The following is a 24,836-nucleotide window of genomic DNA, read 5'->3' on the forward strand; positions in this document are numbered from 1 at the left end:
TGCCATGCGGCGCAATGCTAGAAGGGGCCAGAATCCAGAACGGAAACGGATCCTTTCATGAGCGAACGTAGCTGCCTTTCGATCATCCTTGCCGCGGGCGAAGGCACCCGCATGAAGAGTAAGCTGCCCAAGGTCCTGCACAAGGTCGCCGGCCTCGAAATGGTGCTGCACGTCATGCGCGCGGCACAGTCGGCAAAGGGCGGCGACATTGCGCTTGTTGTGGGGCATGGCGCCGATAGGGTGCGCGCGGCAGCCGAATCCTTCATGCCGGGCGTCAGGACCTTCGTGCAAGGCGAAAGGCTGGGAACCGCCCATGCCGTGCTGGCTGCGCGAGATGCCATTGCTGAAGGCTATGATGACGTGCTCGTCATGTTCGGAGACACGCCACTGGTGGAAGCCGAAACGCTCGTCAGGATGCGCGAAGGGCTTGCGGCCGGCTTGGACGTTGTCGTCATGGGATTCCGCACGGAGCGGCCGGCAGGTTATGGCAGGCTCATCGAGAAGGATGGCGCCTTGCTCGCCATACGCGAGGACAAGGACTGTTCCGAGGCGGAGAGGCGTATCACCTTCTGCAATGGCGGCCTGATGGCGATTGCAGGGCGTCATCTGCCCGGATTGCTCGAAGCGGTCGGCAAGGATAACGCCAAGGGCGAATATTACCTGACCGATATCGTCTCCATCGCCAACGACCGAGGTCTCAAGGTCTCAGCTGTAGAGGCCGCCTACGAGAATGTGCTTGGCATCAACAACCGCTCCGAACTGGCTGAGGCGGAAGCGATCTGGCAGGAGCGCAAGCGTCGGGAGATGATGCTTTCCGGGGTAACTCTCGTTGCGCCGGAAACAGTGTTCTTCTCCTTCGATACGGCCATTGGCGCAGATACCGTCATCGAGCCCAATGTTTTCTTCGGCCCAGGCGTCGTAATCGACGGCGGTGCGGCAATCCATGCCTATTCCCATATCGAGGGGGCCCACATAGCCACTGGCGCCTCCATTGGCCCCTTCGCCCGGCTGCGGCCCGGAGCCGACATTATGGAAAAGGCGAAGGTCGGCAATTTCTGCGAGATCAAGAAGACACGGCTGGGGCCGGGCGCAAAGGTGCCGCATCTGAGCTATGTTGGAGACGCGGTAGTAGGGGCGAAGGCCAATATCGGGGCCGGTGCGATTACCTGCAACTATGACGGCTACGGCAAGAGCCTGACTGAGATCGGGGAAGGTGCCTTTGTGGGCACGAACTCGTCGCTTGTGGCGCCGCTGATCATCGGGGAGGGCGCTTACATCGCCTCGGGAAGCGTCATCACCGATGATGTTCCGGCCGACGCACTTGCCTTCGGACGCGCCCGACAGGTTACCCGTGAGGGCCGGGGAAAACTGCTGCGCGTGAAGCTTTCGGCTGCACGAAAAAAATGAGAATATAGACGTACGCATCGAAAGACGGAAACAACTGCTTCCTGCCGTTTCTGATGATATGAGGCGTAATCTTTTGTGACTTTCATGAGCAGGCCGCCGCCACTAGAAGGCGGCTGTCTCAGGCAACACCGAGATATCAGGGGGAATCATGTGCGGCATCGTGGGGATGGTAGGGCATTCGCCCGTCGCGCCGCTGATCGTCGACGCGCTGAAGCGGCTCGAATATCGCGGCTATGATTCCGCCGGCCTGGCCACGATAGAAGCAGGGCAGCTTGTCCGTCGCCGGGCCGAGGGAAAGCTGATCAACCTCGAAAAGCGCCTGCGCGAGGAGCCCCTTGGCGGCACGATTGGTATCGGCCATACGCGCTGGGCGACACATGGCGTCCCCAACGAGACCAATGCGCATCCGCATTTTTCCAAGGATGTTGCCATCGTCCATAACGGCATTATCGAGAATTTTGCCGAACTGCGCGAGGAATTGACCCGCGAAGGCTACGAGTTTGCCTCGCAGACCGATACCGAGGTCGTGGCGCATCTGATCTCGCGCGAGCTGGCGCGCGGGGCTGAACCGCAGCATGCGGCCTTCAATGCTCTGAAGCGCCTGAAAGGAGCCTTTGCACTGGCCATCATGTTCCGCGGCGACGAGGATCTTATCGTCGGTGCCCGCAACGGCCCGCCGCTCGCGGTCGGGCATGGCGAAGGCGAGATGTATGTCGGCTCCGATGCCATTGCGCTGGCGCCGTTCACGGATTCGATCACCTATCTGGAAGATGGCGACTGGGTAGTCGTTCGCCGTTCCGGAATGCAGATCTACGATATGAATGGCGCTCCGGTGGATCGCAAGCGTCAGCAATCGGTCGGCATCAGCTTCCTTGTCGATAAGGGGAACCACCGGCATTTCATGGAGAAGGAGATCCATGAACAGCCGGAGGTGATCTCCCATACGCTGGCTCACTATCTCGACTTCACAGAAGGCCGAACCAAGTCTTTCGACATGCCGTTCGATTTCGGCAGGATCGAACGGCTGGCGATCTCCGCTTGCGGAACAGCCTATCTTGCCGGGCTGATCGGGAAATACTGGTTCGAGCGCTATGCGCGGCTGCCGGTCGACATCGATATCGCCTCGGAATTCCGCTATCGCGAGATGCCGTTGCCGAAGAACAGCGCAGCGCTCTTCGTTTCGCAGTCGGGGGAGACGGCCGATACGCTCGCCTCCTTGCGCTACTGCCGTACCGAGGGCGTTCCGATCGGCGCGATCGTCAATGTGCGTGAATCGACGATCGCGCGAGAGAGCGACGGCGTGTTCCCGACGCTCGCTGGACCCGAGATCGGCGTCGCCTCCACCAAGGCCTTCACATGCCAGCTTTCCGTACTTGCCTCCCTTTGCCTCCGAGCAGCGTCCGAACGGGGGCATATTTCGCGGGAGGAGGAAAAGCGTCTCGTCCACGAGCTTTCGGAAGCTCCGCGCTTTGCAACACAGGCGTTGAAGCTCGGCGATCAGATCGAGAAGGTCGCTCGCGAGCTCTCACAGGTGCATGACGTCCTCTATCTCGGTCGTGACACAAGCTATCCGCTCGCCATGGAAGGCGCGCTGAAGCTCAAGGAAATCTCCTACATTCATGCGGAAGGCTACGCGGCCGGTGAGTTGAAGCATGGCCCGATCGCGCTGATCGATGAATCTATGCCCGTCATCGTGATAGCGCCGCATGACCGCATCTTTGAAAAGACGGTGTCGAACATGCAGGAAGTCGCCGCTCGCGGCGGCAAGATCATCCTGATCACGGACGAACAGGGCGCGGCGCGCTCTATGATCAAGACTCTCGAGACGATCGTCATGCCCGAGGTGCCCGAGTTCATCGCTCCGATCGTATATGCCCTGCCGGTGCAGATGCTTGCTTACTACACGGCGACCATCATGGGGACGGATGTCGATCAGCCGCGGAACCTGGCGAAATCAGTGACCGTGGAATAATCGTGGTCTCGCCTCTCAAGTTTCACGGATTCGTTATTCAAAACGATTGGATGCTGGATTAAGGTCTCACACGGCATCGCATTCGCGGTTGCGAAATTTCCGCGTTATCAATCTTGAGGCCGCCGCTTGATGACCCGCCTGCGCAACTATTTCCTGACGGGTTTCATCGTCACCGCGCCTTTGGCGATCACTGCCTATCTTGTCTGGGCGCTGGTGCATTGGGTGGATTCCTGGGTCAAACCTCTAATTCCCGGCCGCTATAACCCGGATAATTATCTTCCCTTCGCGGTGCCGGGTTTTGGGCTGATCGTCGCTCTCGTATTGATCACTCTTGTGGGTTTCCTCACGGCCAACTTCATTGGCCGCACGATCATCAGCGCTGGTGAGCGCCTGCTCGACCGTATGCCCCTGGTGCGCAACATCTATCGCGCGCTCAAGCAGATTTTCGAGACGGTGCTGGCCAACCGGACGGAGCTCTTCAAGGGTGTCGGCCTGGTCGAATGGCCGCGACGGGGCGCATGGTCGATCGTTTTCATTCCGAAGCAGCAGCCCTCGGAACTGAACGAGGCTCTGCACGAAATCGAGGGCGAGACCATTGCGGTCTTCCGCCCGATTTCGCCCAACATAACCACGGGCTACGTCATGTATGTTTCTGCGAAGGATGTCGTGCCGATCAAAATGACTGTAGAGGAAGCCGCCCGATTCCTCGTTTCGGCCGGTCTGGTTCTGCCTGATCGGAGGCATTTGCCGATAGATATCGCCTCGCTGGAACAAAAGCGGCGTGGGACCTCATCCGGCTCTTAACAGGCGGATGGCGTCGTCACGGCCGAAGAGATAGAGCAGCAGACGCAGCGCTTTTCCTCTGTCCGACTGCAACTCTGGATCCCGTGCCACGACCAGACGCGCATCGTCTCTTGCCGCCTCCAGAAGGTCGGCATGCAGGTCGATGCGGGCGATGCGGAAGCCAGGTGAGCCGGATTGACGCGTGCCAAGCAGGTCGCCTTCGCCGCGAAGCTTCAGATCCTCCTCGGCGATGCGGAAGCCATCTTCCGACTGGCGCAGGATATCAAGCCGCTGCCGCGCGATCTCTCCGAGCGGTCCCTTGTACAGCAGCACGCAGGAGGAAGATCGGTCGCCCCGCCCGACACGGCCGCGAAGCTGGTGAAGCTGGGCCAGACCAAAGCGCTCGGCATGTTCGATGACGATAATGGTGGCGTCAGGAACGTCTACGCCGACCTCGATGACTGTGGTGCCTACGAGAATGCGCGTTTCACCGGCCTTGAAGGCACGCATGGCCTCGTCCTTCTCGCGCCCGGACATGCGGCCATGCACGAGACCGACCGTGGAGCCAAATTCGGCCTGTAGGGAGGCATGGCGATCATCTGCCGACATTAGCCGAATTTCCTCGGATTCCTCGACCAGCGGGCAGATCCAATAGACCTTCTGCCCCGTGGCGACGGCATCGCGAATGCGCGATATCAGCTCGCCGAGGCGTTCCATGGGCAGCGTCACTGTGCGAATCGATTTGCGGCCGGCTGGCTTTTCGGTGAGGCGGGAAACGTCCATGTCGCCAAAAGCCGACAGCACCAGCGTACGCGGAATGGGCGTGGCTGTCATGACAAGCATGTCGGGCGCATTGCCCTTTGCTGTGATTGCCAAGCGCTGATGGACTCCGAAGCGGTGCTGCTCGTCGATGACGGCCAGCGCCAGGTCGTGGAAGCGTACGCTTTCCTGGAAAAGCGCATGGGTGCCGATGACGAAATTGATCGTTCCGTCCGCGATTTCCTCCAGGATGCGTTCGCGTTCGCGCCCTTTCTCCCGCCCTGTCAGAACGGTGGTTCGCAATCCTGCTGCCTCGGCCAAAGGGGCAATGGTTGCATGATGCTGCCGGGCAAGAATTTCCGTAGGCGCCATCAACGCCGCCTGGGCGCCCGCTTCCGCTGCGCGCGCCATCGCCAGGAGCGCCACAATCGTCTTGCCCGCGCCGACATCACCCTGCAGTAGTCTCAGCATACGGTCTGGCTCGGCCAGGTCGGCATAAATCTCCTCAAGCGCCTTTTCTTGTGAAGCGGTCAGCGAATAGGGCAGCTTCTGCCGTATCCGCGTCTCTATTGTTCCATCGCCTGTAAGGGGACGGCCGGAAAGCTTACGCACGCGCTGGCGCACCAGCGCCAAGGACAATTGTCCGGCAAGGAATTCATCATAGGCGATGCGCCGCCAGGCCGACCCTTCCGGATCGGCATCCGAAACCTTGCGTGGGTTGTGCAACCGATAGAGCGCTTCGCGCAGCGGGGGCAGAGTGCGGCTTCGCATGAATTGCGGGTCCAGCCATTCTGGCAGGTCGGGTAACCGCGCCAGAGCCTGCCCGATGGCTCTGCGCAGGACCTTGCCGGAAAGGCCTGCTGTCAGCGGGTAGACGGGTTCGATCGGGGGGAGGGAGATGGCATCCTTCGCAGGGACTACATAGTCCGGGTGAACCATGGAAGGCCGGCCGTTGAACCATTGCATGCGCCCGCTGACGAGCTCTGTTTCCCCAACCGGAAGGATCTTTTCGATCCAAGCCTGCTTGGCGTGGAAGAAGGTGAGGGCGATCTCGCCCGTTTCGTCATGAGCAAAGACGCGATAGGGAACGTTGGACCGGCCGCGCGGCACTGGCTGGTGCCGGTCGATCCTGACTTCCAGCGTTACCACTGCCCCCTCTGGCGCAAAGGCTATGCCTGGGCGAAAACTGCGGTCAATGACGGAATGAGGCAGGATGAAGATCAGGTCGCCGACGCGCACCTCGCGGTCGGAAAGGTCCGCAGGCACGATTTTGGCGAAAAGGTCTGCCAGCCGGCCCCCGATGCCGTCGAGGGATGTGATGGGCGCAAACAGCGGATCGAGAATGGACGGACGCATGATGTCAGCTTAGATGCCGGAAACGCCTGCGCAAGGCTGACAAGGCCGGCATCAGACGCTATATGCGCATCACACCCAGAAAAGGCAGAGAAATGACGGGCACTGTGCGCTCGAGCGCCGAACTCGATATCCGAAGACGCCGGGCGCATTTCCGCTCCTGGCATCGTGGCACCCGCGAGATGGATCTCATCCTGGGCAGGTTCGCCGATTTGGAGCTTTCTCGCCTGACCCTTCAGGAACTCGATCAATTCGAGGCTCTTCTGGAAGTGGCCGATACCGAGCTCTTCAAATGGGTCACTGGCGAAAAACCGGTGCTGCCGGCCTATGATACACCTCTTTTTGCCCGCATTGCCAAAGGCAGCCGGGCGCAGCAAGACTAGAACAAGACTGAAATGAGCCTCATCGATCCTATCGGTTTGCCAAAAGGGCGCGCCGGGCTGACGACCGTCGACGGCGTTGCGGACGGTTACGAAGCCTTCGCACTCGCCGCTGCTGCAAGCGAGGTCGCGCCGGAAGGGCCGCTGATTTTCGTCGTACGGGACGGACAGCGCATACCGTCGATCGCCGAAATTCTGCATTTTGCAGCCCCTGGCCTGCCGGTGCTGGAGCTTCCGGCCTGGGACTGTCTGCCCTATGACCGTGTCTCGCCGGGCTCGGATGCCGCGGCTCGCAGGCTGGAAGCGCTTGCAGCCATGGTGACGCTGCGCAAGAAGCCGCATCGGGCAATCGTGCTCGTCAGCGCTAACGCGATCCTGCAGCGGATTCCGCCGGCTGATTTGATAGAGGCGCAGGGTTTCTCGGCGCGGCCGGGCAACCAGGTCGATATGAACGCCCTGATCGGGCGGCTGGAAAACAGCGGCTTCGAACGCGTACCGACTGTTCGCGATGTCGGCGAGTTCGCCGTGCGCGGCGGCATTATCGATATTTTTGCGCCGGGTTGGGATGAGGCTTTGCGCCTCGATTTCTTCGGTGACACGCTGGAGACGATTCGCGCCTTCGACGTGGCGACGCAGCGCACCACCGGCCAGCGCAAGGACGTATCCCTGCAGGCCATGAGCGAGGTAACGCTGTCACCGGAAACGATCAGCCGCTTCCGCCGCAATTATATCGAAGCCTTTGGAGCGCCTTCACGCGACGACGCGCTTTATGCGGCCATCAGCGAGGGACGCCGCTTCGCCGGCATGGAACACTGGCTGCCGCTTTTCTACGACAAGCTGGAAACCGTCTTTGACTATCTGCCGGATGTCCCGATTGTCTTCGATCATCTGGCGAAGGAAGCCCTCGGCGAGCGTCATGCGTTGATCATTGATCACTACGAGGCCCGCAAACGCCAGTCGGACAGCTCCGGTCTTGGCGATTCCGTCCCCTACAAGCCGATCACACCGGAGCGTCTCTATCTCGACGCAGATGAAGTGGTGAAGGCAGCAGAGATGCGTCAGGCCGTGCGCTTCACAGCCTTTGACGCGCCCGAGACCGAAGGAGGCATGCTGCGCCATGCGGGCTCTCACGCCGGACGCAGTTTTGCCGAAGAGCGCGCCGATCCGAATGCCAATGTCTTCGATCATGTCGTGCGGCACATAGGAGATTTGCGCTCATCCGGCCGCCGCGTCCTTATAGCGGGCTGGAGCGAAGGCTCGCTTGACAGACTCGGTCAAATTCTCGCTGAGCACAATCTCGGCAATGTGAAGCGGGTCGAAAGCCTTTCCGAGCTCGACAAGCTGCCCGAACAGCAGGTCGGATTGGCGGTGCTGCCGCTGGAAGCAGGCTTCGAGACACGGAAACTGGTCACCATTGCCGAGCAGGACATCCTCGGCGATCGGCTCATCCGGCGCGCCAAGCGGCGCAAGCGTGCCGCCGACTTCATCGCCGAGATCGGCGCGCTTTCGGCAGGCGACATCGTGGTCCATGCGGATCATGGCATAGGCCGCTTTGTCGGCTTGCGGACGATCGAGGCCGCGGGTGCGCCGCATGATTGCCTGGAAATTCGCTATGCCGGAGATGACCGCCTGTTCCTGCCGGTGGAGAATATAGAGCTTCTGTCCCGCTATGGCTCGGACGCGGCCGATGCGGTTCTCGACAAACTGGGTGGCGTTGCCTGGCAATCGCGCAAGGCACGACTGAAGAAGCGCTTGCTGGAAATGGCAGGCCAGCTGATACGTCTTGCCGCCGAACGGCAAATGCGTCCCGCCGCCAAGCTGGTGCCGCCCGAAGGGCTCTATGGCGAATTCGCCGCCCGCTTCCCGTACGAAGAAACCGACGATCAGCAGAACGCGATCGATGCCGTGCTGGACGATCTCGCGACGGGCCGACCGATGGATCGGCTTATCTGTGGTGATGTAGGTTTCGGCAAGACGGAAGTGGCGCTGAGAGCTGCCTTTGTCGCCGCTATGGAAGGATTGCAGGTGGCTGTGGTCGTGCCGACCACACTCTTGGCGCGCCAGCATTTCAAGACCTTCCGGGAGCGCTTCGCCGGTCTGCCGGTCAAGGTGCGGCAGGCGTCCAGACTCGTCGGTTCGAAGGAATTGGCCGACACCAAGAGGGGCCTTGCCGACGGTACGGTGGATATCGTCGTCGGTACGCATGCGCTGCTCGGCTCATCGGTCTCTTTCAAGAATCTCGGCCTCCTGATCATCGACGAGGAGCAACATTTCGGCGTCAAACATAAGGAGCGGCTGAAGGAGCTGAAGACCGATGTGCATGTTCTGACGCTGTCGGCAACGCCCATCCCGCGTACGCTGCAACTCGCGCTGACAGGCGTGCGGGAACTGTCGTTGATAGCGACCGCTCCGGTGGACCGCATGGCGGTGCGTACCTTCATCTCGCCTTTCGATCCGCTGGTCATTCGCGAGACGCTGTTGCGCGAGCGCTATCGCGGCGGGCAGAGCTTTTATGTTGTTCCGCGAATTTCTGATTTGAGCGAAATCAAGGACTTCCTGGCGGAATCTGTTCCGGAACTCAAGGTGGCGACGGCGCACGGTCAACTGCCGCCGGGGGAGCTCGATGACATCATGAACGCCTTTTATGATGGGCAGTATGATGTTTTGCTGTCTACCACGATCGTTGAATCCGGACTCGACATTCCGACTGCCAACACGCTGATCGTGCATCGGGCCGACATGTTCGGGCTGGCCCAGCTTTACCAGCTTCGCGGCCGCGTCGGTCGCTCCAAGCTACGCGCCTACGCGCTTTTCACTCTGCCAGCCAATCGTACGCTGACCGCGACGGCGGAACGGCGGCTGAAAGTCCTGCAATCACTCGACACGCTCGGCGCCGGTTTCCAGCTTGCCAGCCATGATCTGGACATCCGCGGCGCTGGCAATCTTCTCGGCGAGGAACAGTCGGGTCATATCAAGGAAGTCGGCTACGAACTCTATCAGCAGATGCTGGAAGAGGCGGTAGCAGAACTTCGCGGCACAGGCGAGGCCGTGGACACGGGCTGGTCGCCGCAGATCACCGTCGGCACTGCTGTCATGATCCCAGAAGACTACGTGCCGGACCTGCAATTGCGTCTTGGTCTCTATCGTCGCATAGCCGAACTGGAGACCACCGAAGACATCGATGCTTTCGGCGCTGAACTCATCGACCGTTTCGGGCCGATGCCGGAAGAGGTCCAGCATCTGCTGAAGATCGTTTTCATCAAGGCGCTCTGCCGCCGTGCCAATGTCGAGAAACTGGATGCAGGGCCGAAGGGGGTCGTCATTCAATTCCGTGGCAAGGAATTTGCAGATCCGGTGGCGCTGGTGCGCTTCATCGGCGAGCAGGGACCGCTGGCCAAGATCAGGGCCGACCAGAGCGTGGTCTTCATTCGCGATTGGCCGACCGCCGAGAAGCGGCTTGCCGGTTCGGCCGTCATCATGACGCAACTCGTCCGCTTGGCCGAGAAACAGGCGGCGTGAGGCGGGCTGGTCGTTCGGCGAATCCGAATGAGGATTCCCTGCGGCAGCAAGCGAAGAAGTTCCGATAACCATTTGAGCCGGCGAACTCGCCTCCGCTGGCCCATTGCCAGCGGATTGACCCTGCGATAGAGCCTCCGGTCGTCCGATATCCGACGGGCGCGTTTTCCGCTCCCGGGCACGAACCGATTCCCCCAGAGGAGAGGGGTTCATTCATGGCTGGAATAGCCGCCGTGGCGGTAGCCTATGTACTTTCGCAGTTCTACCGCTCGTTTCTGGCCGTTCTGACGCCGGCATTGATAACGGAACTGGGTGCTACCAAGGCAGAACTGTCTTTTGCCTCCGGCGCCTGGTTCGCTGCTTTTGCCCTGATGCAGTTTGCCGTCGGCGTATCGCTCGACCATTACGGACCCAAGCGCACGGTGGCCGTAATTCTTGGTCTTTGCGGGGGAGGTGGCGCATTCTTGTTCGCAGCCGCAACGGCGCCTTGGATGATCGTTCTGGCCATGGGTTTGATCGGCGGAGGCTGTGCGCCGGTGCTCATGGCGGGCATGTACATATTCGCGCGCAGCTTTCCGCCAGCTCGATTGGCGGTGCTTACCTCTTGGCTGATTGCCTTCGGCTCCGCTGGAAATGTCGTCGGCACGACGCCGCTCGCCACCATTGCCGAAATCTATGGCTGGCGACCGGTCATGTTCGTCTTTGGCCTGCTTACTCTTCTAACTGCGCTCGCATTATTGGTGCTCGTGCGCGACCCGCCGCGCGCGGAAGGAAATCCAGGCGATGCGAAGGGATTTTCCGGTTACTTTCACGTCGCCAGGATAAGGGAATTGTGGCCGCTCATTCCCTTGGTGGGCATGAACTACGCGCCGCTGATCGGCATACTCGGGCTTTGGGCCGGGCCTTATCTGGCAGATGTCCATGGCGCCGATTCGCTCGCCATCGGCCATGTGACGCTGTTCATGGCTATCGCGGCTATTGCCGGTTCGTTCATCTACGGCCCGCTCGACACGATTTTTGGAACACGCAAATGGGTTGCCGTCGCCGGCAATACGGGATCGATCCTCGTTATCGGCTGGCTCGCGCTGTTTCCGGTGCAGGGTGTCGCCACCATCACGGCGGCATTCGTCCTGATCGCGCTATTCGGGTCGAGCTTCGCCCTGATCATGGCGCATGCCCGCTCCTTCCTGCCGGTGCATCTGACAGGGCGGGGCATCACCTTGCTCAACTTCTTCTCCATCGGCATGGTAGGCATCGTCCAATTCCTGACCGGAGTCGTCGTTACCGCGGCCACAAGGCCTGAAGAGCCGGCGGCAGCTTATGCTGCGCTCTTCACCTTCTACGTGGTCATGCTTGCCGCCGCCGTCCTGGTCTATCTGTTCGCCAGGGACGCCCGACCGGAGAGGTCCTAGGACCTTCTCCTGTCGCGGGGGCCGATCGGCCGCTTGTCCCAGCCCGTAATCTTGTAGAGAAGCCAGAAGCGGATCGGCTGCGGTACGAGGCGAAGAAACTTCAATGACCATGTGAGCCGGCGTGGGAATGTTACTTCGAACCCGCCCGACTGGAAGGCCTTAAGAATGCGTCGCGACGCATCTTCGACCTTCATCAGGGCTGGCATGGGGAATTTCGCCTTTTCGGTGAGCGGAGTGGCAATGAAGCCCGGATTGAAGACCTGCAGGCGGATATTCATCTTTTCCAGATCGAAGCGCAGGGATTCAACGAGATTGTTGAGCGCCGCCTTTGTCGCACCGTAGGCCGCCGCTGAGGGCAAACCGAAATAGGAGGTGACCGAACCGGTGACAGCCACCTGTCCGAAGCCGCGCTCACGCATGCGATCGACCACCGGCACAAGTCCGAAGATGACGCCCAAGACATTAATCTCGAAGGATCGCACGAAATTCGTTGTTTCCATACGATCGCCGCGGATCGGCAGATACGTCCCGGCATTGAGCAGGGCGAGCACGATGGGGCCGGCTTCCTTCTCGATCGCTGCCACTGTCCGCTCCATGCCCTTTTCATCGCTCACATCGCAGGGGAAAGCGAGAATCCGTCCGGGAAGCCCCATGGCTTCCTGTTCAATGAGCTTGAGATCGGCCTGATCCCTCGCGGTCGCCGCGACCGTATAGCCAGCGCGCGCAAGGTCGAGCGCAACGGCCTTGCCGATGCCGGTGCTGGCTCCTGTGACCCAGGCAACGCCGTCTTTGGGGCTCGCCCTGTAAAGCGGCATGATTCCTCCGTTGCTTCGTCGCCAGACAATTAGCCGCGCGATCCGGGAATGGGAAGGCGTGTGCAAGAGCATGCTCGCGAAACGGCCATTGAAAGAAAATCCCCGCTTGAAAGCGCGCGGCGTGGTTTCTAGGGTTTCGCGGCAAGAAAAGAGGTAAGCCAAAATGCACCGCTCTGTCGTCGACGTCATCGGCAACACGCCGCTCATCCGCCTGAACCGTGCCTCCGAAGAGACCGGCTGCGAAATCCTCGGCAAGGCCGAATTCATGAATCCCGGACAGTCGGTCAAGGATCGTGCCGGGCTCTTCATCATCCGTGATGCGGAAAAACACGGCCTTCTGCGGCCTGGCGGCGTCATCGTAGAGGGAACGGCAGGCAATACCGGAATCGGCCTCACGGTGGTTGCCAAGGCGCTCGGCTACCGCACCGTCATCGTGATTCCCGATACTCAGAGCCAGGAGAAGAAGGATGCGCTGCGGCTTCTCGGAGCGGAACTGCTGGAAGTTCCGGCCGTCCCCTACAAGAATCCGAACAACTATGTGAAGGTTTCCGGTCGCCTTGCCGAACAATTGGCAGAAAGCGACCCGAAGGGCGCTATTTGGGCCAACCAGTTCGACAATATCGCCAATCGCGAAGGTCATGTGCGCACGACCGCGCAGGAGATCTGGGAACAGACCGGCGGCAAAATCGACGGTTTCGTCTCCGCTGTCGGCACCGGCGGAACCTTGGCCGGCGTGGCGGAAGGCCTGCGTGCCAAGAGCAACTCGGTCAAGATCGCAATCGCCGACCCGATGGGCGCGGCGCTTTTCAGCTATTACACGACCGGTGAGCTGAAATCCGAGGGGAGCTCGATCACCGAAGGTATCGGGCAGGGACGTATCACTGCGAATCTCGAAGGCTTTACGCCTGATTTCTCCTATCAGATACCTGATGCCGAGGCGCTGCCCATCATCTTCGATCTGCTGCAGGAGGAAGGACTGTGCCTGGGCGGCTCGACCGGCATCAACATTGCCGGTGCAATCCGATTGGCAAAGGACCTCGGCCCTGGCCACACCATCGTAACGATTCTTTGCGATTATGGAACGCGCTATCAGTCCAAGCTGTTTAATCCGGAATTCCTGCGTTCAAAGGATTTACCGGTGCCGGAATGGATGGACAAAAAGCCGGATATCGAAATCCCCTTCGAGGGGGTCGCGTGATGGCCCCGACACAGGCGCTGTTTCGCGAGGACGCTTATCTGAAAACCGCCGATGCGCAAGTTGTCGCCCTGAACGATCGCGGCGGACTGATACTCAACCGAACCATATTCTATGCCACATCCGGAGGACAGCCCGGCGATACCGGCTTCTTGGAATGCGCCGACGGTTCACGCATCGTGATTGCGGGCACGATCACCGGCGAAACCAAGGATGAAATCATCCATCTGCCGGCACCCGACCAGCCGATGCCGAAGCCGGGCGAGGTGGTCAAGCTCGCAATCGACTGGGAGCGCCGGTTCAAGCTGATGCGCATGCATACAGCCTGCCATCTGCTGACCGTTGTCTGCCCGTTTCCGATCACGGGAGCTGCAGTGAACGAGGAGGACTCTCGCGTCGATTTTGACCTGCCGGATGCCGGCGTGACGAAGGAAGATGTCACCGCCAGTCTGCAGGAACTCATCGCCGCCGATCACCCGGTTTTCACCCGCTGGATCACAGATGACGAACTGGCCGCGAAGCCGACTTTGGTGAAGTCAAAGAATGTCCGCCCTCCTGCCGGGACCGGCCGCATCCGTCTCGTCTGCATAGGGGAAAGCGCTTCGGTGGACAGTCAGCCTTGCGGCGGCACACATGTTGCCCGCACAGGAGAGATAGGCGAGATTCATGTCGGAAAGATCGAGAAGAAGGGGCGGGAGAACCGCCGTTTCCGGCTACGCTTCGGCCCGCTGCCGGTCGCTTGAGGGAGGTTGCTATGGGCGAGAAAAGCCGCTTCGTCGTATCTGCCGACTGGCTTCAGGAGCGTTTGGGCCAGCCGGGTCTCTCCATCGTGGACGGCTCTTGGTATCTGCCACAACAGGGCCGTGACGCACGTGCCGAATATGAGGCCGCCCACATTCCGGGTGCGATCTTCTTCGATCAGGACTTGGTGGTCGATCCTGATTCCGATTTGCCCCATGCACTGCCCAGTCCTGGAGTCTTCGAAAGACATGTCAATGCCATGGGCATTTCGGAGAGGGATACGATCGTCGTCTATGATGGAATGGGCATGGTCTCCGCTCCGCGCGTCTGGTGGCTCTTCCGCGTGATGGGCGCCGGGGAAGTCTACGTTCTCGATGGTGGCTTCGACCGCTGGAAGCGGGAAGGCCGGTCGGTTACGGACGAGATGACCAAGATTGCGCCTTGCGCATTCAAAGCGGATTTCGATGAAAAGCGGGTTGCCTCGCTGGCCGACATGCTGGAGATCGTCAGGACAGGTGTCAGCCAGATCGCCGATGCCCGTCCGGCCGGTCGTTTCACGGGCAGGGATCCCGAGCCACGGCCGGGCATGCGGTCCGGTCATATGCCGGGGGCACGCAATGTTCCAGCGGCGAGCCTTTCAGAGAACGGCGAGCTCCTGCCGGTGGAGCGTCTGCGCGAGGTGTTTCGCGATGCTGGAATAGACCTGGGCAAGCCGGTAGTGACCTCCTGCGGTTCCGGCGTCACGGCCGCTGCCATCACGCTGGCGCTGGAATCCGTAGGGCATGCCGACAACCGGCTCTATGACGGCTCCTGGAGCGAATGGGGCTCGCGCGAGGAAACACCGGTCGCAGTCGGTGATGCATAGCCGGGAGCCGGTGCTTGTCCCGGAACACCAAACCACGGTTTCTCACTGCGCGGATCACCCATCTGGAGATGACGGCGCCGAGCGGCCGCCATGTCCACCCTCCGCTGGGCTTCCGCATTGCCATTATGCGCGCGGAGAAGATGCCGCCCGCCTTTTACCGATTCCTCTATGAACAGGTGGGGCGTACGCATCATTGGTCGCTACGCCGGGACATGGAAGACGACGAGTTGCGTGCGGTGATCCATGCCGAAGCCACGGAAATCTCTGTCCTCTATGTTGACGGATCGCCCGCCGGCTTCTTCGAACTTGATACCGCGCGCAAGCCGGACGAGGTCGAAATCGTCTATTTCGGTCTGGTGCCGGATTTCCAGGGCAGGGGGCTCGGCGCCTTCTTCCTTTCGGAAACCGTTTCGGCTGCTTGGGCGCATGATCCTGCCAAGGTGACAATCCACACCAACACGCTCGACAGCCCACGTGCACTGCAGCTCTATCAAAAGGCAGGCTTCACGCCCGTCTCGTGGAGTGAGGAAACCATCCAGGCCTGGGACTGACAACCGGGCAGGAATCGGGTGGAAAAGCCTTTTGGCGAGACGCAAACTGCTCTTCATCCACGCAAAGGTTGGAGAATACTCATGGGTTTAATCAAATTCGTTGCCATGCCGAGCGAGCAGGCACAAGCCTATCGCAACGGTGCGGCCGATGCTTATGGAATGTCACCGGAAAGGCGCGTTTCCGATGGCAGCAACATACCGTGCCGGCATTGTCTGCGCACGGTGCCGGAGGGGCGGCCCTATCTGATCCTGGCCTATCGGCCATTTCCCGGATTGCAGCCTTACGCTGAAACCGGTCCGATTTTCTTGTGCGCGGAAGAATGCGAACGGGCGCCGGAAAGCGACGTCATGCCGGGAATGTTCCGCATGGTTCCTGACTATATTGTTCGCGGCTACGGATATGACGACCGGATCGTGTACGGCACGGGAGCAGTTACCCCAAAGAAGGATATATGCACCTACGCGCATATGCTCCTGCAACGGGACGATATCGCCTATCTGCATATGCGCTCGGCCCGCAACAATTGCTACCAGGTGCGTATTGACCGAGCCTGACGCCGGCCGTCGCGGGCGGTAATCCAATGAAAAGATCCGCCGGAATCTCACGGCGGACCAAATGGTTGTGCGGTTAAGTTCGGATTTTCAAGCTGCGGCAAGCGCCGTCTGTGGCTCTGCCATTTCGTAGCCGAGTGCCTCGGCTACAGCCTGATTGGTGATACGGCCCTTATGAACGTTCAGACCGTTGCGCAGGTTCTGGTCGTCCATAATTGCCTTCAAACCCTTGTCGGCAAGCTGAAGGCCGTAATGCAGGGTCGCATTGTTCAGCGCGTGCGCCGAAGTGACCGGTACCGCACCCGGCATATTGGCGACACAATAGTGGATGACGCCCTCGACCTCATAGGTCGGGTCGGAATGGGTGGTCGGATGGGAAGTCTCGAAGCAACCACCTTAGTCAATGGCGACATCGACGAGAACCGAACCCTTCTTCATGCCGGTCAGCATTTCGCGGCTGACGAGCTTCGGCGCGGCGGCACCCGGAATCAAGACTGCTCCGACGACGACATCAGCGGCAAAGCATTCCTCTTCCAGTGCTTCGACGGTGGAGTAGCGTGTGCGTACGCGGCCGTTGAAAATGTCGTCGAGTTGGCGCAACCGAGGGATGGAGCGGTCGATGATGGTAACCTCTGCACCAAGGCCTACAGCCATCTTGGCCGCATTCAGGCCAACTACGCCGCCGCCGATGATTGCCACCTTGCCAGGCAGGACGCCGGGAACACCGCCGAGCAGCACACCGCGGCCGCCATTGGCCTTTTGCAATGCGGTCGCACCGGCCTGAATCGCCAGCCGGCCCGCGACTTCAGACATCGGCGCAAGCAGGGGCAGCCCGCCGCGCTCATCTGTGACCGTCTCGTAAGCAACGGCTGTGACGCCAGATTCAATAAGGCCCTTCGTCTGTTCCGGATCAGGGGCCAGGTGCAAATAAGTGTAAAGAATCTGCCCCTCGCGAAGCTGAATCCATTCGACCGGCTGCGGCTCTTTCACTTTCACGATCATGTCGGACTTGGCGAAAACTTCCTCGGCAGTCTTCGCGATGACAGCGCCTGCGGCGCGGTATGCATTGTCATCGGCGCCGATGCCGGCTCCGGCTCCGGTTTCGATCAAAACATCATGGCCATGGGCCACATATTCGCGTACGGCGCCGGGAGTAAGCCCGACGCGATATTCATGGTTTTTGATTTCCTTCGGGCAGCCAACGCGCATTGAGATTTCCATTGTGAGAGCCAGGATTGTCTATACTCCCACAAAACGCATTGCACGTGTTTGCGAATCCGTTTGCTTGGTTGCGCCCCAATCGATAATTCTTGCGCCAAAGAACGCAAAGCTCGAAGGAAATTCACTTCATGGCGCTAGACAGGATCGATATCGCCATTCTGGACACGCTTCAGCAGGATGGGAGGATTTCCAATGCCGCCCTGGCGGAGAAGATCGGGCTTTCGCAATCGGCCTGCTCGCGACGCCTCGACAACCTGGAAAGAAGTGGCGTCATCAGGGGATATCACGCCGAATTGTCGAACGCGGCCCTTGGCTACCGAATGACCGCGATCGTCCACATCTCGCTGTCGGGCCAATTCGAAAAAACTCTTTCGGAATTCGAGGCAGCGGTGAAACGTTGCCCGAATGTTTTGTCCTGTCACCTTATGTCGGGGGAATATGACTACATCCTGCGGATCGCCGCGCGCGATCTTGAGGATTACGAGCGCATTCACAAGGAATGGCTGACCGGGATGCCGCATGTCATCAAGATCAACTCCTCTTTCGCCCTGCGCGAGGTGGTCGACCGCACCGCGACCGGCATCCGTCCCGAAATGGCGTGACCGAAATCAGTCCTGGATGCCCGCATCGGTGATGATGACATCCATCGGGATGTCATGGGGCTGCGGATAGATGGTTGGAATGCGGGCAATGCCGTAACCGATACCGATGGTGAGCGGCTTTCGCGGCAGTGCTGCCAGGGTGCGGTCGAAGAAGCCTCCGCCATAGCCGAGACGATAACAACGCGCATCAAATCCCACCACGGGAGCGATGACGACATCCGGCACAACTTCCTCGCCGGTGGCTGGAACCGGAATATTCCAGACGCTGCGCTCCAGCGGATCGCCGGTCCGGTAGGAGCGGAAAATGAGCGGCCTGCCCTTCTTGACCACGAGGGGGAGGGCCGTCCGGCCGCCTCTTTCGTTGATCGAAGCAAGCCAGGAACGAAGATCCGGTTCGCCACGAAACGGCCAATAGATGCTGACCATACGGCCCGCCGGATCACCGATGGCCTGATCGAGGCTGGCGACAATGCCCTGCGTCATCGCTGCGCGGTCATCGGCGGAGACGGCAAGCCGTGCCTCGATCAGCCGCTGCCGCTCGGCTTTGCGCCAGCGAGCGATGTCATTCCATTGAGCAACGTCAGCGGTCACGGCTTCAGGGTGGCCGTCGAGTTCATGCATGAAACATGGCGGCGATGCATATTGCGCCGACGGCTTGTCTTGATTCATGGCCTCTTCCATTCGTGCCTATATTAGCTGGAAAACGGGAAGAGGCTGTCCACGAAGCGACATCGAACGGCGAAGCACTTTTGTAAGTTTCAATTCAAGCGCGCAAGCAGGCCGGCCATCAGCCGAGCGCGTTCGACAAGGCTGTCGATCTCGATATGTTCGTTCAGCGTGTGCAGGCCCGCACCGCGCACACCTATGGAATCGAGCGTCGGGATTCCGAGGGCGCCAGTGAAATTGCCGTCGGAACCGCCGCCGGCGCTGCCATGGGTAAGGTCGAAGCCCAGTTCGGTGCAAATTCCGCGCGCGATTTCATAAAGCGCCATCGTGCCTTCGTCCGGCTCCCAGACGGGGCGGGTCACGCCACGGGTCACCTCGAACCGGACATCGTTAGCCTCGCCTGACAGCGCTAACATCGCTTCCACACCGCGATCGAGATCGTCCTGCCGTTTGGCCATGCTGAGCACTTCGGCATGGCAGACGGAGGAGACGCAATTGACCCATTGTCCGGCATGGACGACGCCGACGGAGAAGGTGCAATCTTCCGTGGTCATAGCCTCGACCTCGAGGATCTTCTTCGCCATGGCTGCGATCGCAGAGCGCCCGTCCTTGAGCGCCCAGCCGGCATGGCTGGGCCGTCCCTCGGATTTGAGGTTGAAACGGGCGATGGCATAGCGCCCGGTGACGGCCCCGCCGTCGGGGCGGGCAGGCTCGGGCACGAGCACATATTTGTTCTTGCGCGCCTCCATCTCGATCAGCTCCCGCGTGCTCGGCGTGCCGACTTCCTCGTCGGGCGTGAACAGGACGGTGACGGGGAGGGGCGTCTCTATACCGGCAAGGGCGAGCTGCCGCAGCGCCTCAACACTGATGAAGTTGCCGCCCTTCATGTCCTGGATGCCGGGGCCGTAGCATTTCCCGCCCTCGATCCGGAATGGCAGCTTTTCGAGTGTGCCTACAGGATGAACCGTATCGAGATGGCCGGAAATCAGGATGCCGGGCTTGCCGAAATCCTTGTGCGGGAAGCGGGCACGCACTGATCCGCCATAGCCCATGCGGCCAGGAATACGTTCGATCTCGGCGCCGGCTGCTGCCAGATCATATGCAGCCAGATCCATCATCCGGTCGACGGCGGCGGCGTCAAAGGTCGGGCTTTCGCATTCGATCCAGGGCTTCAGGCCGGCAAGCATCTCGTCCGCGTCAAACGGAAGGGCGTTCACATCCATGATATTCCTCGATTTCAGGTATTGAGTTTCAGAGCGGCAGGCGCTTCTCGACGATACGCGCCATGATGCTGGCGCCTACGGGAAGAATTGCGTCGTCGAGAATGAAGCCGGGGTTATGCAGTGGCACGCCGCCGGAATGGCCCAGCATACAATAGGCGCCGGGCACTGCGTTCAGCATATCGGCGAAATCCTCACTGCCGGTGATCAGCTCGTTGCCCAGCGTGACATTCTCCTCGCCGACGATCTCGCTCGCGGCCTCGAGATAGGCTTTCGAGAGATCGGCGTCATTCACGAGCACGTCGAATATGTCGCGCAAATCCGCCGTCACCTCGATACCGTAGGTTTTCTCGTAGCCAGAGCACATGTCTCGGATGCGCTCGTGGATCAGCTTCTTCACTTCGTCATCGAAATAGCGGATCGTGCCCGAGATCACGGCGCGGTCCGGCACGACATTATAGGCAGAGCCGGCATGAATCTGGGTAACCGAGAAGACGGCCGGCTTGGTCGGATCGACATTGCGGCTGACGATCGACTGCAAATTCTGCACCAGCGAGGTGGCGGCGACGATCGGATCCTTCGATTGATGCGGCATGGCGCCGTGGCTGCCGACACCTTTGACCGTGATGTCGAAGAAGGTCGCTCCCGCCATGGCAGGCCCGGGCTTGACGTTGAAATTATTTGGCGCGGCCATGGGATTGTTGTGCAGGCCATAGATCTCGTCGCAGGGGAAACGATCGAATAGACCTTCCGCCAGCATGGCGCGCGCCCCGCCGAGACCCTCCTCGGCCGGCTGAAAGATGAAAACGGCCTTGCCGTTGAAATTACGGGTTTCGGCCAGATAGCGTGCCGCTCCGAGAAGCATGGTCGTATGGCCGTCATGTCCGCAGCCATGAAACTTTCCCGGTGATTTAGAGCGGAAGGGGAGGTTCGTTTCCTCGTCCATGGGCAAAGCGTCCATATCGGCTCGCAGGCCCACAGTGCGGCCGTTTCCGTTACCTTTTCCCTTGAGCACGCCGATCACGCCCGTCTTGCCGATGCCGGTGTGGACTTCTATGCCCCAGGACTTCAACTTCTCTGCCACGATGCCGGAGGTGCGCGTCTCCTCAAAGCCGATCTCCGGATTTTCGTGCAGGTCGTGGCGGATGGCGGTCAGTTCGTCGGCAATCTCGGCGATACGAGGAATGGCAGGCATAGTCTTCTCCTTGAAAGTCTGATCGGTCGTCAGGCCGGTTCGAGTTCCTTGAAATTGGCGAAATCCCAGTGACGACCGGGCGCTGCCTCTATGAGCGCGCGGGTGTAGTCGTGTTGCGGGTGCATCAATACATTGGCTGCTGTATCATGCTCGACGATGCGGCCATGCTGCATGACGACGACCTCGTCGCAAATCTGCGCAGCAACGCGAAGGTCATGCGTAATGAAGAGGATGGCGATGCCGAGCTTTTCTTGCAGTTCGTCCAGAAGCTGCAGCACCTGCGCCTGGACCGAAACGTCGAGGGCCGATACCGCCTCATCTGCGACCAGCACATCCGGGCGCATGGCAATGGCGCGGGCTATGGCAATGCGCTGGCGCTGCCCTCCGGAGAATTGGTGCGGATAGCGCTTCAGCGCATCAGCCGGCAGGCCGACCAGTTCCAGCAACTCGCCGGAACGCTTGATGGCCTCGCTTCGGCTGGTGCCGTAGTTGAGCTGGCCCTCAATGAGGCTCTGACCGATCGTCCAGCGCGGATTGAGCGAGCGGAACGGATCCTGAAAGACGATCTGGATATGTCTGCGATGCGGCCGCAACTCGCGGCGGGAGAGGCGGGCAATGTCCGTCGACGCCACCCGGATCTCGCCTTCGGTCGGATCGATCAGACGCATGATGCAGCGCGCCACGGTGGATTTTCCCGAACCGCTTTCGCCGACGATGCCGAGCGTGCGGCCGCGGATTATCGAGAAGCTGACATCCTGAGCTGCAAGGGTCGGCTTGGCACGTGAAAACAGCCTTCTGATGCCATAGACTTTGCGCAAGCCCTCGACGTCCAACACTTCGACGGCTCCATTTCTCTCGCGGGCCGGACGCGGGATCAGGCTCGGCACCGCCTGCAGAAGGCGGCGCGTATATTCCTCCGTCGGATGGCGCAGCAGCGTCTCGACCGGCGCGTGCTCGATGATCTGGCCGTCCTTCATGACGTAGACGGTATCGGCGATCTCCGCGACCACGCCCATATCGTGGGTAATGAACAGCACCGCCGTGCCGTGCTTTTCCTGCAGTTCGGTGATGAGGGCAAGCACCTGGTTCTGCGTCGTGACGTCAAGAGCGGTGGTCGGCTCGTCGGCAATCAGCAGTTTCGGTTCCAGGATCAGCGCCATAGCGATCATGATGCGCTGGCGCTGGCCGCCGGAGAGCTGGTGCGGATAGGAATTGTAGATGCGTTCGACATCGGGAAGGTGCACTTGGTTCATGATGTCGACGACACGCTTCTTCTTCTCGCGCGGCGGCAGTTTCGTATGGCTGTCGAGCACTTCCTCGATCTGGGCGCCTACCTGCATGACAGGATTGAGGGCCGTCATCGGCTCCTGGAAGATCATTGAAATGCGGCGTGCCCGCATCTGGCGCATCGCCTTATGATCGAGCTCGAGCAGGTTTTGCCCTTCAAGGTCGATCACGCCGCCGGTAACCGTCAATGCATCCTTGGTGAGGAGACCCATAACGGCAAGCGAGGTGACGGACTTGCCAGAGCCGCTCTCCCCAACAAGGCAGACGGTTTCCCCTTGGTGGATCGTGACATTGACCTTGTCCAGGATCGGCCTTTGATGGCCACCGCTCAGTGAAACGCTGAGATCGCGGATGTTCAGGACCCGATCGGCGTCGTCGAAGCGTCTGTTCTTGAACCGCATCGTCTCAACCCTCCCGCTTCTTCAACCGCGGATCGAGCAGGTCGCGCGCGGTGTCGCCAAGAAGGTTGATGGACAGGATGCAGAGCGAAAGCATCAGGCCGGGCCAGAAGATCAGTGACGGCTTGATCTGGAAGTAAATGCGGCCCTCGGCCATGATGTTACCCCAGGTGGGTATCTCGGTGCTGACGCCGGCACCAAGGAAGGAAAGGATGGCTTCGGTCAGGATTGCCGAGGCGCAGATATAAGTGCCCTGGACGATCAGGGGCGCCAGCGTGTTAGGCATGAGGTGCTTCCACAATATCTTCGGCATGCTGGAGCCGACGGCTATGGCTGCTTCCACATAGGGCTCCTCGCGCGCCGAAAGAACGACGGCACGCACCAGACGCACCACGCGCGGGATCTCCGGAATGGTGATGGCGAAGATGACTGACCAAAGGCTGGGTCCGTTGAGGGCCACCAAGGCGATGGCGAGCAGGATCGACGGGATGGCCATCAGGCTGTCCATGATGCGCATGATGATGGCGTCTGCGATGCGGAAGAAGCCGGAAACGAGGCCGATCAACAGGCCGATGAAGACGCTTACGATTGCAGCGCCGACGCCGATGAACAGCGACACCTGACCGCCGATCATGACGCGAGAAAACAGGTCTCGGCCATAGGCATCGGTGCCAAGCCAGTACTCCGAGCTAGGTCCCTTGAGGCGCTGGACCGCGTCCATGCTTAAAGGGTCATGCGGCACGTAGAGCGGCGCGAACAGGGTAGCCACCACGATAATTGCAAGCACGATGGCGGCGATGATCGGGCCGATGCCGAGCTGCCAGTGCCGCGGAACGGCCACGGCGCCGAGGATGAACTGAAGCGAAGAGGTCGGCTGTGGTGCAGCGGCCATCAGTAGCGGATCCTCGGATCGATGAAGGTGTAGGAGATGTCGATAAGCAGATTGACGAAGACGTAGATCGCGCTCGTCAGAAGGATCATTGCCTGGATCACCGGATAGTCGCGCGCCAGGATCGCATCGACCGTCAGGCGACCTATTCCAGGGATATTGAAGACGCTTTCTGTGACCACCACGCCGGAGATGAGCAAAGCAAAGCCGGTACCGATGATGGTCATGATGGGCACGGCCGCATTGCGCAGGGCATGACGGAACAGGACATATTTCTCTTTCACGCCCTTGGCGCGGGCCGTACGCACATAGTCCTCTCCCAGAACTTCGAGCAGGCTGGCGCGCGTCATGCGCGCAATCAGCGCCACATAGATGGTTGCCAGTGTCAGGCAGGGCAGGAGAGCACGCGAAAAGAAGGCGCCGATACCGTCGGACGGCGAGGCATAGCCCTGAACCGGCAGCCATCGCAGCTCAATGGAGAAGATCTTGATCAGGATATAGCCGATGACGAAGACCGGCACGGAGAAACCAAGGACCGAGAAACTCATGACGGCATAATCGATCCAGGAGCGGTGACGCCAGGCGGCGATGACGCCCATGGGTACCGCGATGAGGACCGAGATGATGATGGTCAGTGTTCCGACTTGCAGCGTCGGCCAGATTCGGCTGCCGATCATGCTCATGACCGGCGTGTTCGAGATCAGGGATGTTCCGAGGTCACCCTGCAGCAGCCGCCCGACCCAGTTGATGAACTGGATATGGATCGGATCGGTCAATCCGAGCGACTCGCGTATTCGCGCCAATTGTTCGGGTGTGGCCATGTCGCCGGCAAGGATCGCTGCCGGATCGCCGGGTGTCAGGCGAAGCAGCAGAAAGACAAAGACCGCAACGATCGCCATGACGGGGATGACGGCGAGGATGCGGCGGATGATATAGCCGAGCATTGGTCCTTACTGTCCTTGTCAATGCTTTGAGCAGGACCGGGACGGATGCAAATCGAGAGCCGCCGCCACGGTACGCCTGAGCAATCCTGATCTCGCTTGGTCTGGCCGCTGGC

The 24,836-nt window shown here is 60.3% G+C and carries 20 protein-coding genes and 1 pseudogene; 12 read left to right on the forward strand and 9 right to left on the reverse strand.

Annotated features, from left to right (window positions below; genetic code table 11):
- The first annotated feature begins 57 nt into the window (after positions 1-57).
- The 3 genes from glmU to L598_RS10630 all read left to right on the forward strand — a co-directional run bounded on the left by glmU (position 58) and on the right by L598_RS10630 (position 4,183).
- Positions 58-1,407, forward strand: coding sequence for a bifunctional UDP-N-acetylglucosamine diphosphorylase/glucosamine-1-phosphate N-acetyltransferase GlmU (glmU, locus tag L598_RS10620; RefSeq protein ID WP_144862316.1), 1,350 nt, complete (start codon positions 58-60; stop codon positions 1,405-1,407).
- 148 nt (positions 1,408-1,555) lie between these two features.
- On the forward strand, positions 1,556-3,379 hold the full coding sequence (glmS, locus tag L598_RS10625) for a glutamine--fructose-6-phosphate transaminase (isomerizing) (protein WP_144862317.1): 1,824 nt from the start codon (positions 1,556-1,558) through the stop codon (positions 3,377-3,379).
- A gap of 129 nt (positions 3,380-3,508) precedes the next feature.
- Positions 3,509-4,183 carry a DUF502 domain-containing protein gene (locus L598_RS10630; protein ID WP_144862319.1) on the forward strand — a complete coding sequence of 225 codons (675 nt, stop codon included), beginning with the start codon at positions 3,509-3,511 and terminating at the stop codon, positions 4,181-4,183.
- On the opposite strand, the gene recG is transcribed toward L598_RS10630, so the two are convergent.
- Positions 4,169-6,277 (reverse strand): ATP-dependent DNA helicase RecG, encoded by a 2,109-nt coding sequence (gene recG, locus L598_RS10635; RefSeq protein WP_144862322.1) that lies wholly within the window; start codon positions 6,275-6,277, stop codon positions 4,169-4,171. The genes L598_RS10630 and recG overlap by 15 nt on opposite strands.
- Positions 6,278-6,369: 92 nt before the next feature.
- Here recG and L598_RS10640 point away from each other — a divergent pair, with 92 nt between their 5' ends.
- The 3 genes from L598_RS10640 (at position 6,370) to L598_RS10650 (ending at position 11,582) form a co-directional block, all read left to right on the forward strand.
- Positions 6,370-6,657 (forward strand): succinate dehydrogenase assembly factor 2, encoded by a 288-nt coding sequence (locus L598_RS10640; RefSeq protein WP_144862324.1) that lies wholly within the window; start codon positions 6,370-6,372, stop codon positions 6,655-6,657.
- A 12-nt stretch (positions 6,658-6,669) separates the two neighbouring features.
- Entirely contained in the window at positions 6,670-10,173 is a 3,504-nt protein-coding gene (gene mfd / locus L598_RS10645) for a transcription-repair coupling factor (RefSeq protein WP_144862326.1), read from the forward strand.
- A 212-nt stretch (positions 10,174-10,385) separates the two neighbouring features.
- Positions 10,386-11,582: an MFS transporter gene (locus tag L598_RS10650; protein ID WP_144862328.1), complete on the forward strand. Its 1,197-nt coding sequence runs from the start codon at positions 10,386-10,388 to the stop codon at positions 11,580-11,582.
- On the opposite strand, the gene L598_RS10655 is transcribed toward L598_RS10650, so the two are convergent.
- Positions 11,579-12,397, reverse strand: a complete 819-nt coding sequence (locus tag L598_RS10655) for an SDR family NAD(P)-dependent oxidoreductase (RefSeq protein WP_144862330.1) — start codon at positions 12,395-12,397, stop codon at positions 11,579-11,581. The genes L598_RS10650 and L598_RS10655 overlap by 4 nt on opposite strands.
- Before the next feature lie 163 nt (positions 12,398-12,560).
- Between L598_RS10655 and L598_RS10660 the strand changes: the two genes are divergently transcribed.
- The 5 genes from L598_RS10660 (at position 12,561) to L598_RS10680 (ending at position 16,304) form a co-directional block, all read left to right on the forward strand.
- Positions 12,561-13,595, forward strand: a complete 1,035-nt coding sequence (locus L598_RS10660; protein WP_144862332.1) for a cysteine synthase A — start codon at positions 12,561-12,563, stop codon at positions 13,593-13,595.
- Positions 13,592-14,335, forward strand: a complete 744-nt coding sequence (locus L598_RS10665) for an alanyl-tRNA editing protein (protein WP_186444998.1) — start codon at positions 13,592-13,594, stop codon at positions 14,333-14,335. Before L598_RS10660 ends, L598_RS10665 begins: the two co-directional genes overlap by 4 nt.
- 11 nt (positions 14,336-14,346) lie before the next feature.
- On the forward strand, positions 14,347-15,198 hold the full coding sequence (sseA, locus tag L598_RS10670) for a 3-mercaptopyruvate sulfurtransferase (RefSeq protein ID WP_144862336.1): 852 nt from the start codon (positions 14,347-14,349) through the stop codon (positions 15,196-15,198).
- Positions 15,199-15,266: 68 nt separating this feature from the next.
- Positions 15,267-15,749 (forward strand): GNAT family N-acetyltransferase, encoded by a 483-nt coding sequence (locus tag L598_RS10675; RefSeq protein ID WP_144862509.1) that lies wholly within the window; start codon positions 15,267-15,269, stop codon positions 15,747-15,749.
- A gap of 81 nt (positions 15,750-15,830) precedes the next feature.
- Positions 15,831-16,304 carry a DUF1203 domain-containing protein gene (locus L598_RS10680; protein WP_144862338.1) on the forward strand — a complete coding sequence of 158 codons (474 nt, stop codon included), beginning with the start codon at positions 15,831-15,833 and terminating at the stop codon, positions 16,302-16,304.
- Between the two features lie 87 nt (positions 16,305-16,391).
- Here the strand turns inward: L598_RS10680 and ald are convergent.
- Positions 16,392-17,510, reverse strand: a pseudogene (ald, locus tag L598_RS10685) (alanine dehydrogenase).
- 140 nt (positions 17,511-17,650) lie between these two features.
- On the opposite strand from ald, the gene L598_RS10690 reads away from it, so the two are divergent.
- A complete protein-coding gene (locus tag L598_RS10690; RefSeq protein ID WP_144862340.1) occupies positions 17,651-18,124 on the forward strand; it encodes an Lrp/AsnC family transcriptional regulator in 474 nt (157 codons plus the stop codon).
- A gap of 6 nt (positions 18,125-18,130) precedes the next feature.
- Here L598_RS10690 and L598_RS10695 read toward each other — a convergent pair whose 3' ends face one another.
- The 6 genes from L598_RS10695 to L598_RS10720 form a co-directional block, all read right to left on the reverse strand.
- Positions 18,131-18,793 (reverse strand): 5-formyltetrahydrofolate cyclo-ligase, encoded by a 663-nt coding sequence (locus tag L598_RS10695; RefSeq protein ID WP_246658709.1) that lies wholly within the window; start codon positions 18,791-18,793, stop codon positions 18,131-18,133.
- Between the two features lie 89 nt (positions 18,794-18,882).
- The gene (locus L598_RS10700; protein ID WP_144862342.1) at positions 18,883-20,013 is read right to left on the reverse strand and encodes a M20/M25/M40 family metallo-hydrolase; all 1,131 of its coding nucleotides are present in this window, start codon (positions 20,011-20,013) and stop codon (positions 18,883-18,885) included.
- Between the two features lie 28 nt (positions 20,014-20,041).
- On the reverse strand, positions 20,042-21,205 hold the full coding sequence (locus L598_RS10705) for a M20 aminoacylase family protein (RefSeq protein ID WP_144862344.1): 1,164 nt from the start codon (positions 21,203-21,205) through the stop codon (positions 20,042-20,044).
- Positions 21,206-21,234: 29 nt separating this feature from the next.
- Entirely contained in the window at positions 21,235-22,893 is a 1,659-nt protein-coding gene (locus L598_RS10710) for an ABC transporter ATP-binding protein (RefSeq protein WP_144862346.1), read from the reverse strand.
- Positions 22,894-22,897: 4 nt separating this feature from the next.
- Entirely contained in the window at positions 22,898-23,782 is an 885-nt protein-coding gene (locus L598_RS10715) for an ABC transporter permease (protein ID WP_144862348.1), read from the reverse strand.
- The gene (locus L598_RS10720; RefSeq protein ID WP_144862350.1) at positions 23,782-24,723 is read right to left on the reverse strand and encodes an ABC transporter permease; all 942 of its coding nucleotides are present in this window, start codon (positions 24,721-24,723) and stop codon (positions 23,782-23,784) included. The genes L598_RS10715 and L598_RS10720 overlap by 1 nt, the downstream gene beginning before the upstream one ends.
- Between the last annotated feature and the right edge of the window lie 113 nt (positions 24,724-24,836).

The organism is Mesorhizobium sp. J18, assembly GCF_007829525.1.
Lineage (GTDB): Bacteria > Pseudomonadota > Alphaproteobacteria > Rhizobiales > Rhizobiaceae > VLJP01.

Bases quoted from the DNA above. Each gene is read 5' to 3' on its own strand.
- glmU (WP_144862316.1), top strand. From the start codon at position 58: ATGAGCGAACGTAGCTGCCTTTCGATCATCCTTGCCGCGGGCGAAGGC.
- glmS (WP_144862317.1), top strand. From the start codon at position 1,556: ATGTGCGGCATCGTGGGGATGGTAGGGCATTCGCCCGTCGCGCCGCTG.
- L598_RS10630 (WP_144862319.1), top strand. From the start codon at position 3,509: ATGACCCGCCTGCGCAACTATTTCCTGACGGGTTTCATCGTCACCGCG.
- recG (WP_144862322.1), bottom strand. From the start codon at position 6,277: ATGCGTCCGTCCATTCTCGATCCGCTGTTTGCGCCCATCACATCCCTC.
- L598_RS10640 (WP_144862324.1), top strand. From the start codon at position 6,370: ATGACGGGCACTGTGCGCTCGAGCGCCGAACTCGATATCCGAAGACGC.
- mfd (WP_144862326.1), top strand. From the start codon at position 6,670: ATGAGCCTCATCGATCCTATCGGTTTGCCAAAAGGGCGCGCCGGGCTG.
- L598_RS10650 (WP_144862328.1), top strand. From the start codon at position 10,386: ATGGCTGGAATAGCCGCCGTGGCGGTAGCCTATGTACTTTCGCAGTTC.
- L598_RS10655 (WP_144862330.1), bottom strand. From the start codon at position 12,397: ATGCCGCTTTACAGGGCGAGCCCCAAAGACGGCGTTGCCTGGGTCACA.
- L598_RS10660 (WP_144862332.1), top strand. From the start codon at position 12,561: ATGCACCGCTCTGTCGTCGACGTCATCGGCAACACGCCGCTCATCCGC.
- sseA (WP_144862336.1), top strand. From the start codon at position 14,347: ATGGGCGAGAAAAGCCGCTTCGTCGTATCTGCCGACTGGCTTCAGGAG.
- L598_RS10675 (WP_144862509.1), top strand. From the start codon at position 15,267: ATGACGGCGCCGAGCGGCCGCCATGTCCACCCTCCGCTGGGCTTCCGC.
- L598_RS10680 (WP_144862338.1), top strand. From the start codon at position 15,831: ATGGGTTTAATCAAATTCGTTGCCATGCCGAGCGAGCAGGCACAAGCC.
- L598_RS10690 (WP_144862340.1), top strand. From the start codon at position 17,651: ATGGCGCTAGACAGGATCGATATCGCCATTCTGGACACGCTTCAGCAG.
- L598_RS10695 (WP_246658709.1), bottom strand. From the start codon at position 18,793: ATGAATCAAGACAAGCCGTCGGCGCAATATGCATCGCCGCCATGTTTC.
- L598_RS10700 (WP_144862342.1), bottom strand. From the start codon at position 20,013: ATGGATGTGAACGCCCTTCCGTTTGACGCGGACGAGATGCTTGCCGGC.
- L598_RS10705 (WP_144862344.1), bottom strand. From the start codon at position 21,205: ATGCCTGCCATTCCTCGTATCGCCGAGATTGCCGACGAACTGACCGCC.
- L598_RS10710 (WP_144862346.1), bottom strand. From the start codon at position 22,893: ATGCGGTTCAAGAACAGACGCTTCGACGACGCCGATCGGGTCCTGAAC.
- L598_RS10715 (WP_144862348.1), bottom strand. From the start codon at position 23,782: ATGGCCGCTGCACCACAGCCGACCTCTTCGCTTCAGTTCATCCTCGGC.
- L598_RS10720 (WP_144862350.1), bottom strand. From the start codon at position 24,723: ATGCTCGGCTATATCATCCGCCGCATCCTCGCCGTCATCCCCGTCATG.